At 76.0% G+C, this 8,590-nt stretch carries 6 protein-coding genes; 4 read left to right on the top strand and 2 right to left on the bottom strand.

All coding sequences use genetic code 11. From position 1 onward, the window contains the following. From IE249_RS39265 to IE249_RS33045, 4 genes are all read left to right on the top strand, one after another. Positions 1-283 (top strand): ABC transporter permease subunit (locus tag IE249_RS39265; protein WP_229859790.1); only part of this gene is annotated, 283 nt, incomplete at its 5' end. Further along, positions 280-1,242: an ABC transporter permease gene (locus IE249_RS33035; RefSeq protein ID WP_189710812.1), complete on the top strand. Its 963-nt coding sequence runs from the start codon at positions 280-282 to the stop codon at positions 1,240-1,242. The genes IE249_RS39265 and IE249_RS33035, both read left to right, overlap by 4 nt. Then, positions 1,239-2,258 carry an ABC transporter ATP-binding protein gene (locus tag IE249_RS33040; protein ID WP_189710815.1) on the top strand — a complete coding sequence of 340 codons (1,020 nt, stop codon included), beginning with the start codon at positions 1,239-1,241 and terminating at the stop codon, positions 2,256-2,258. The genes IE249_RS33035 and IE249_RS33040 overlap by 4 nt, the downstream gene beginning before the upstream one ends. Before the next feature lie 8 nt (positions 2,259-2,266). Next, entirely contained in the window at positions 2,267-3,292 is a 1,026-nt protein-coding gene (locus IE249_RS33045; RefSeq protein WP_189710846.1) for an ABC transporter ATP-binding protein, read from the top strand. A 27-nt stretch (positions 3,293-3,319) separates the two neighbouring features. Here IE249_RS33045 and IE249_RS33050 read toward each other — a convergent pair whose 3' ends face one another. Together IE249_RS33050 and IE249_RS33055 are read right to left on the bottom strand one after the other, a co-directional pair. Continuing rightward, positions 3,320-4,291, bottom strand: coding sequence for a bifunctional riboflavin kinase/FAD synthetase (locus tag IE249_RS33050; protein ID WP_189710817.1), 972 nt, complete (start codon positions 4,289-4,291; stop codon positions 3,320-3,322). Between the two features lie 175 nt (positions 4,292-4,466). Then, the gene (locus tag IE249_RS33055; protein WP_189710847.1) at positions 4,467-8,174 is read right to left on the bottom strand and encodes a trypsin-like peptidase domain-containing protein; all 3,708 of its coding nucleotides are present in this window, start codon (positions 8,172-8,174) and stop codon (positions 4,467-4,469) included. Positions 8,175-8,590 lie beyond the last annotated feature (416 nt).

An 8,590-nucleotide genomic window follows, 5' to 3' on the forward strand; every position in this document is an offset into this window, starting at 1 on the left:
ACTCCGCGACGACCTCGTACGGCGCCGGCACGCCGTGCCGAACGCCCTGCTTCCGACCGTGACGCTGGTCTTCGTCAACCTCGGCCGGACCGTGGCCGGGGTCATCCTCGTCGAGACGGTCTTCTCCTGGCCGGGGCTCGGCGGGCTGTTCTACCAGGCGCTGAGCGTGCCCGATCTGCCGCTGGTGCAGGGGCTGTTCTTCGTCTTCGCCTCGGCGGTGATCGTGATGAACACCCTCGCCGACCTCCTGTATCCGCTGCTCGACCCGAGGGTGGGCCGATGACGACCCCGAGCACCGAGACCACCGGGACCGCCCCGGCCGCCGAGAACACCGGGACCGACGCGGCAGCACCCGGTCCGCGCGCCCTCGCCCGGCGGCGGCGCCGGGCCTCCGCCGCACGCTTCTGGAAGGAGTACCGCCGGCACCGGGCCGGTGTCGTCGGCCTGGCCGCGCTCGTGCTGTTCGCGCTCGTCGCGCTGACCGCGCCGCTGACCGTGGGGTCCGACGTGGCGAGCGTGACGGACGCGCCGGGCCGTCCGCTGCAGAGCCCGGGCGCCCATTTCCCGCTGGGCACCGACCAGTTCGGTCGGAACCTGCTCGGCCTGGTGGTCTGGGGCTCGCGCGTCTCGCTCCTCGTCGGACTGCTCGCGGCGGTGCTGTCGGTGGCGATCGGCGCGCTCATCGGCATCACCGCCGGGCACTTCCGCGGCTGGTACGCCACCGTGATGATGCGGGTCACCGACTGGTTCCTGGTGATGCCGACGCTGGTGCTCGCCATCGCGCTGGCCACCGTGATGTCCCGCTCGCTCGGCACGATCGTGCTGGCCATCGGCGTGACCACCTGGCCGACGACCGCGCGGCTGGTGCGCGCGCAGACGCTGGCGGTGGAGTCACGGCCGTACATCGAACGCGCGAAGGCGCTCGGCGGCGGGCACTGGCACATCATGTCCCGGCACGTGCTGCCCAATGTGATGCCGCTGGTGCTCGCCCAGACGACCCTGATCATCTCCTCCGCGATCCTCGCCGAGGCGACGCTCGCCTTCCTCGGGCTCGGGGACCCCACGGTCGTCTCCTGGGGCGGACTGCTCCAGGACGCCCGGGAGGCGGGGGCGGTCAGCTCCGGCGACTGGTGGTACCTGGTGCCGCCGGGCATCGCCATCGCCGTGGTGGCGCTGGCGTTCACGCTGTGCGGACGCGCGGTGGAGGCCGTCCTCAACCCCAGGCTGGGGGTGTCCCGTTGAGCCTGCTCGAGGTGCGCGACCTGGAGGTCACCTACCCCGGCGGCGCGGCCGCCGTGCGCGGGGTGGACCTGAGCCTCGCCGCGGGCGAGAAGCTCGGCATCGCCGGTGAGTCCGGCTGCGGCAAGTCCACGCTGGCACTGGCCCTGCTGCGGCTGCTGCCGGCCGGCACCCGGACCGGCGGTCGGGTCCTGCTGGACGGCGAGGACGTGCTCACGATGAAGTGGGGCCGGGTGCGGGCGGTGCGCTGGGCCGGGGCGTCGATCGTCTTCCAGGGCGCGATGCACTCCCTCAACGCGGTGCACCGCGTCGGCGACCAGATCGCCGAGCCCATCCTGCTGCACCGCAAGGCGACGCCGGCGGGCGCGCGGAAGCGGACCGGCGAACTGCTGGAGCAGGTGGGCCTGCCGGCCGCGCGGGCGGGTGCCTACCCGCACGAGCTGTCCGGCGGCCAGCGGCAGCGCGTGATGATCGCCATGGCGCTGGCCTGCGATCCGCGGCTGATCGTCGCCGACGAGCCGACCACTGCGCTCGACGTGATGATCCAGGCGCAGATCCTGCGGCTGATCGAGGACCTCGTGAGCGAGCAGGAGGTCGGCCTGATCATGATCAGTCACGACCTCGCCGTCCTCGCCGACACCTGCGACCGGCTCGCGGTGATGTACGCGGGCCGGATCGTCGAGGAGGGCCCCGCCCGCCAGGTCTACGACGACGCCCGCCACCCCTACGGCCGGGCCCTGTCGGAGGCCTTCCCGCGCATCGGCGACCCGGCGTCGCGGTTCGCGCCGCGCGGACTGCCCGGCGACCCCCCGGACCCGACCGCGGTGCCGTCGGGCTGCGCGTTCCATCCGCGCTGCCCGGTCGCCCTGGACGAATGCGCCACGGAGGACCAGTCCCTGCGCGCGGCAGGACCGGGACGACGTGCGGCGTGCGTGCACGTCAAGGAGGGGGAAGGAAGCGGGCCACCGGCCACGAACGCCTCCGCCCCCGACGCCGAGGTGAGGAGCAGCACCCCATGACGCACCCCATGACGACGACCGCCGTCACGCCGCCGCTGCTGAGTGCCGAGGGGCTGCGGGTCACGTTTCCGGGACGGCACGGGGAGCCGCCCGCGCGGGCCGTGGACGGGGTGGACCTCGACATCCGGCCGGGCGAGATCGTGGCACTCGTCGGCGAGTCGGGCTGTGGCAAGACGACGCTGGCGCGCGCCCTGCTGGGCCTGGTTCCGCCGACCGCGGGCCGGATCACCTTCGACGGCGCCCCGCTCGGCCGCTCCGCCCGCGCGCTCAGGGCGTACCGCAAGCGGGCGCAGCTGATCCTCCAGGACCCGAGCGGCTCCCTGAACCCCCGGCACACGGTGTACGACGCCGTCGCCGAGGGGCTGCGCATCCACGGTCACGGCGGTGACGAGCGGGCCGCGGTCGCCGAGGCGCTGGCCCGGGCGGGGCTGCGGCCGCCCGAGCGGTTCTTCCTGCGCTACCCGCACGAACTGTCCGGCGGCCAGCGCCAGCGGGTGGTCATCGCGGGCGCGCTGGTCCTCGGGCCCGAACTCGTCGTCGCCGACGAGCCGGTGGCCTCGCTCGACGCCTCGGTGCGCGGCGAGATCCTCGCGCTGCTGCTGCGGCTGCGTACCGAACTCGGGCTGTCCGCGCTGGTGGTGACGCACGATCTGGGCCTGGCGTGGAACATCGCCGACCGGGTGGCGGTGATGTATCTGGGGCGGATCGTGGAGACCGGCGAGGTGGAGCAGGTCCTCACGGCGCCCCGGCATCCGTACACGCGGGCGCTGTTGTCGGTGCTGCCCGAGGCGACCGGGGCGCCGGTCGTCCTCACCGGCGAGCCGCCGGACCCCTCCCGCATCCCCTCCGGCTGCCGCTTCCACGCCCGCTGCCAGATCCTCGCGTCCGGCGAGGCCGAGCGGGCGGGTGTCGCCGACGCCTGCCGCACCAGGGACCTGGAGATCCTCGACGGAGCGGCCACGTCCCAGGTCGCCTGCCACTGGGCGAGTGCCCGCGCGGACGCCGCGACGACGGAGGCGTCCGGGGCCCGGTGAGCTGCGGGACGAGCAGGTCCCGGAGCCTTACCGGGGCTCGGCCGTCGCGCTCTTCGCGTCGGCCGTGATGATCCCGCGGCACTTCTTGACGTCCTCGGCCATCGTCTCCAGGAGCGCGTCGAGCGAGTCGAACTTCGCCTGGCCGCGCACGAAGGCGAGGAAGTCGACGCCCACGTGCAGGCCGTACAGGTCCAGGCCGACGCGGTCGATGGCATACGCCTCCACCGTGCGCTCGGTGCCGTCGAACTGCGGGTTCGTGCCCACCGAGATCGCGGCCGGCATCACCTCGCCCTGCGCGTGCAGATAGCCGGCGTAGACGCCGTCGGCGGGGATCGCGGTGTGCGGGAGGGTCTCGACGTTGGCCGTGGGGAAGCCGAGCTCGCGGCCGCGCTGGGCGCCGCGGACCACCACGCCCTCGACCCGGTGCGGGCGGCCCAGGATCTCGCGGGCGCCCTCGACGTCGCCCTCGGCGACCAGGCGCCGGGTCAGCGTGGAGGAGAAGGGCTCTCCGCCGCCGGCCTCACCGGTGACGTACAGGTCGACGACCTCGACCTCGAAGTCGTAGGTCTTGCCCTGCTCGGCGAGGAAGTCGACGTTGCCGGCGGCCTTGTGGCCGAAGCGGAAGTTCGGGCCTTCCACGACCGCCTTGGCGTGCAGCTTGTCGACGAGGACCTTGACGACGAAGTCGGCCGGGGACAGCTTCGAGAACTCGGTGGTGAAGGGAAGGATCAGCACCGCGTCCACGCCCAGCCCGGCCATCAGCTCGGCGCGGCGGTGGTGCGGGGCGAGCAGCGGCGGGTGGCTGCCCGGACGTACGACCTCGCTGGGGTGCGGGTCGAAGGTGACGACGACGGACGGGACGCCGAGGTCGCGGGCGCGGTTCACGGCGTGCTCGATGATCAGCTGGTGCCCGCGGTGCACCCCGTCGTAGGAGCCGATGGTGACGACGCTGCGTCCCCAGTCCTCGGGGATGTCCTCCAAGCCACGCCAGCGCTGCACTGTGACCGCTCCTCGTCGAACCCGTGTCCGTGTGTGTCGTTCTCGTTGCCTTGCCGCAGGTCTAAGGGTGCCATGCCGCGCGCCCCCGGCCCGCATCGGCATGGTGCCTGTGACCCGGCGCACTCCCGCCGCGCGACCCGGCCCGTGGGGCGCGTACGGGGACGCGTACGCCGGTTCACACGGGGACGCGCATGCCCGCCAGGTTCTCGAGCATGCGGCGGGCGCTGGGGCCCACGACGGCGGCCCAGTCCTGCGGGGACTCGCTCAGCCAGCCGGCCGTGCGCGCGGCGAAGCCGGGGACGTGCCGGCCCAGCTCGACCAGACCCCGGTCGAAGACGGCCGCGCCCTGGGGGGTGCGGACCAGGAGCAGGCCGACGCGGTGGACGAGGTCGCGCAGGTCCTCCTCGGCGCTGGGCGCCGCGCCGTGCAGCACCGCGTCCAGTACGGCCGGGTCGTCCTCGCGAGCCAGCAGGTAGTCGAGGAGTTCGCGCCGCAGGGGCCGGGAGGCGGGCGTGCCGGGCCCGGCGAGCACCGCGCCGAGCGCCGCCCGCAACGGCTCGGGACCGCCGTCGAGGAGACCGGTGACCAGGGTGAACAGCAGTGTGCGGGCGGTGGGGTCCCGGTCCAGCCGCCGTCCGACGTACGCCGCCACCGCCCCGGCCGTCTCCGGGCGGCGCGCCACCGCCTCGCGCACCGGGGCGGCGACCCGGCGGGCGAGCGCGGGCGTGCTGACCCCGGCGAGGGCGCCGAGCGTCTGACCGGCGTCACCGCCCCGGCTCAGCCGCTCGCCGAACGCGGCGAGCACCGCCTCCGGGTGCGTGGCGAGCGCCGGGGCCAGGGCGCTCGGCGGCAGATAGGGGTCGCCCTGCGCGAAGTGCCGCAGGGCCTGCGGCAGATGGCGGTCGCGGGCGTGCGGATCCCGTACGAGAAGGGCGAGCGCGCCGCCGTGCAGGGCGGCGTCGGCGGGGCGGGCGAGCAGGGCGAGAGCCGCCTGGCGCAGCAGTCGCCGGTCGGCCTCCGTACGGGCGTGGGGCGCGGTGCGCAGGGCGTGGGTGACGGCGGCGGCCCGCCGGTCGGGGCGATCGTCGTGGGCCCAGCGGTCGACGGCCCGGCACAGGGCGGAGGGCTCCTCCTCGGCGAGGACGGCGAGCAGTTCGTCGGCGCGGGGGTGTGCGCGGTCGAGCAGGGTCTCGATGAGGTCGTCCGGGGCGCGGTGGCGGTGGGTGTGGAGCAGGGCCTGCGCGGCGGTGGCCACGGTGGCGTGCGGCGCGGCGGGCAGCGGCCGCTCGTCGTCGAACCAGCGGGTGAGATGCGGCAGTACGGCGGCCGGGTCGGCGGCGAGGAGCCGGGCAGCGGCGTCGAGGTAGCGGGGCGGGTGGGGCGAGTGGGGGGCGGCATCGGATGCCACCGGCGCCCCGGGGGCGGGAACCGGGGCAGTGGAGGGGGACGGGGACGGCGATGGCGGGGCCGGGTCGGCGAGGAGGAGGCGGCGGAGCAGGTCGCAGCGGTCGGCGGCCGTCAGGTGCAGCGCGGTCCAGAAGCCGGGTCCGAAGCCGGCCGGCACGGGCAGTCCGCACTCCTTCCAGGCCACGATGCGCTCGGCGAGCAGCCGCAGCACAGCCGCGTACGGGGTCGCGTCCGGGACGCGCAGCAGTACGGCGGCGAGCAGCCGCGAGGCCCACCAGGAGTGCGGGTCGCTGTCCAGCGCGCACACCAACTCCTCCAGCCGTACGGCCAGTCGGCGGGTGCCGTGCTGGCGGGCGAGGAGGAGCAGGGCCTGCACGACCGGCCCGATGCGGTGGTGCGGGACGGGCAGCGGGTGGTCCGGCTCGCCGGGGATGCGGCGGCGGTGGACCAGGACGCGCAGGGCCTCGTCCAGGTCGAGGTGGATGCCCTGGATCCAGTCGGCGAGTTCCTCGTGCGCGAAGCGGTAGCCGCCGCCGGCCGGGACGAGCAGGCCCTCGGTGAGGACGGCGGACGCCCAGCCGGTGCCGCCGCCCAGGCGGGCGGGGGCGGGCCCCCACGGGAAGATCTCCTCGAAGGCCGCGCGGTCGAGCTCGCCCCCGCCGGGGCTCAGACTGCGGCGGGCGGCCTCGTGGACCTGGCCGCTCACCTTCGCGGCCAGCCGCCGTACCGCGGTGCCGCGCAGGCCGTTCTCCGCGGCGAGGCGGACCGCGACGCGCAGGCACATCAGGTCGAGGTGGGCGGCGAGCACGTCGTCGCGGTCGAGGACGGGCAGCCCGGCGGGGTCGGGCAGGGCCGCGCGCACCTCCGCCAGGAGACGGAGGGTGAGCGGGTGGCGGGCGTCGGCCGCCACCAGTACGCCGTCCGGGACGCCGTGCGCCGAGCGGGCCCGGCGGGCCTCCTCCGCGGTGAGGTCACCGAGGCGCAGGCAGGGCGGGACGTGGTGGCCGCGGGCGCCGCTGGCGGCTCCGGTCGCGGCCGGGGTGTGGAGCAGCCCGGACGGGAAGCGGGCGCCCGCCTCCTCCCAGTACTCTTCGCGGCAGGCGACCACGAGCCGTGTGCCCGTGCTCCGCAGCCAGCGCGCGGTTCCCTCGGTCCAGTCGGCCAGGCGGTGGGCCAGGTCCGGGGGCATCTCCTCGGGGCCGTCGAGCAGCAGCAGGAGGGGGCGGCCGTGGGCGCGGGCGAGGCGGGCGACGCGCTCCGGGGTGAGGTCGCCGAGGTCGGTGGACAGGGGTGCGCGGGACGCCGCGACGATACGGGCGGCACGGTCCAGCGCCCGGCCCACGGCGTCCGCGACCGAGGCGTCGGCGGCGTCCAGATCCGCGCCGCGCAGCCACAGGGTGGGCGCGGGAGCGTCCCCGCGTGCCCGCCGCGCGGCCAGGGCGGCGAGCTCGGTCGTACGGCCGCTGCCCGGCACTCCCACGACTCCGAGCACCAGGGCGGGGCCGTGCTCGAACTCGGCCAAGTCGCGTGCAGGGGCGGTCCGTTCGACGGGGGGCGGGGTGAAGGCGGACGGGAGGGACGGGGACGAGGCGTGCGCGGCCGGGCTGACGGCCGGGACGGGAGCCGGGGTGTGCTCCCACTGGGGGGCCGACCGCCCGGAAGGGACCGGCGTGAAGGCTCCTTCGCCGTGCACGGTCGGGCGACCGGCGAGCGGGCCGGTGAGCGGCAGGGCCCCGTGGGGGCCGTCCTGGGCGAGGGAGGTGGCGGTGAGTTCGAGCACGGCGGCCAGATTGAGATCGGCGCCGTAGGCGGGAACCGTGGCGGCGTTACGGACGAGGAGCGCACCGAGGGCGGCTTTGGCGCCGGAGGCGCCCTCGCAGGGGGTGGGCTCGGCGGGGGCGTCCCCGGCGGCGGTGCCGTAGGCGGGGGTGAGGCCGAGGGCGTGTGGGATCAGTGGGACCGCGAAGCCGGCGTCGCGGTGGCCGGTTTGCAGGGCTGTGCCGAGGACGGCGACCACGGCCCCGGTCGCCCCGTCGAGCACCGGTCCCCCGGCCGCGCCGCCGCCCAGCCGCAGCGCGTCGCGGCCTGCCGTGCCGATGGCCAGTTCCAGCGCGTCCTCGACGAGGTGGAAGCGGTCCGTGGCGGTGTACGTCACGGAGGCGGCGCCGAGCACTCGCGCCTCGCGCCAGCCGCCGGCGGCGATACGGACGTACGTCCCCGTCTCCACGCCGTCCCGCACGGTGAGGGGAAGGGGCTCGGCGTCCAGGCCCTCGGTGCGCACCAGGGCCAGGTCGAGGCCGGGCAGCGGGGTCACCGCGTCGGCGGTCACCAGGCAGGAGCGCTCCTCGCCGCCGGGCAGGTGCAGCACGAGGCGGGAGAGGCCGTCGACGGCCTCGTGACTGGTGATCACCGTGCCCTCGTGGTCGGCGGCGAAGCCGAGGCCGCGCGGCCGTCCGGCGAGGTCCCGCACGCACACGAGGGACCGGTCCAGCACCCGGTCACGGGCCTCGGCGGCAACCCGCCACCGGGCCTCGCCCACCGGCTCCGCATCACGGCTCCGCCCGGCCTGCGCCGGACGCGCGGAACGCGCACCCCGCGCCGTCCGCAGAGCGTGCCGACGGGCGGTGGAGCCGCCGCTCGGGGCGGTGGCCGGGAGGGCGTCCGACGCGGTGGCGGGGGCGGGGTCCGGGTGGGCGGGTGCGGTGCCGGGTCGCGTGGGGTCGGGAGAGTTCCCGGTTGCTCGCGGGGGCCGTTCCGCCATGGTTGAACCTCCGCGCCGTACTGCCATTCCTCGTCCGACGGTAGGCGGGGAATGATCAGCGGGGAAGATCGCGCGGCGAACGCGCCCCCCTGCGCTCCCTCTGTTCACTCCGAGCGCCCGCGCGGTCGGGT

This window comes from Streptomyces anandii JCM 4720, assembly GCF_014650655.1.
In the GTDB taxonomy this organism is placed as follows: Bacteria; Actinomycetota; Actinomycetes; order Streptomycetales; family Streptomycetaceae; genus Streptomyces; species Streptomyces anandii.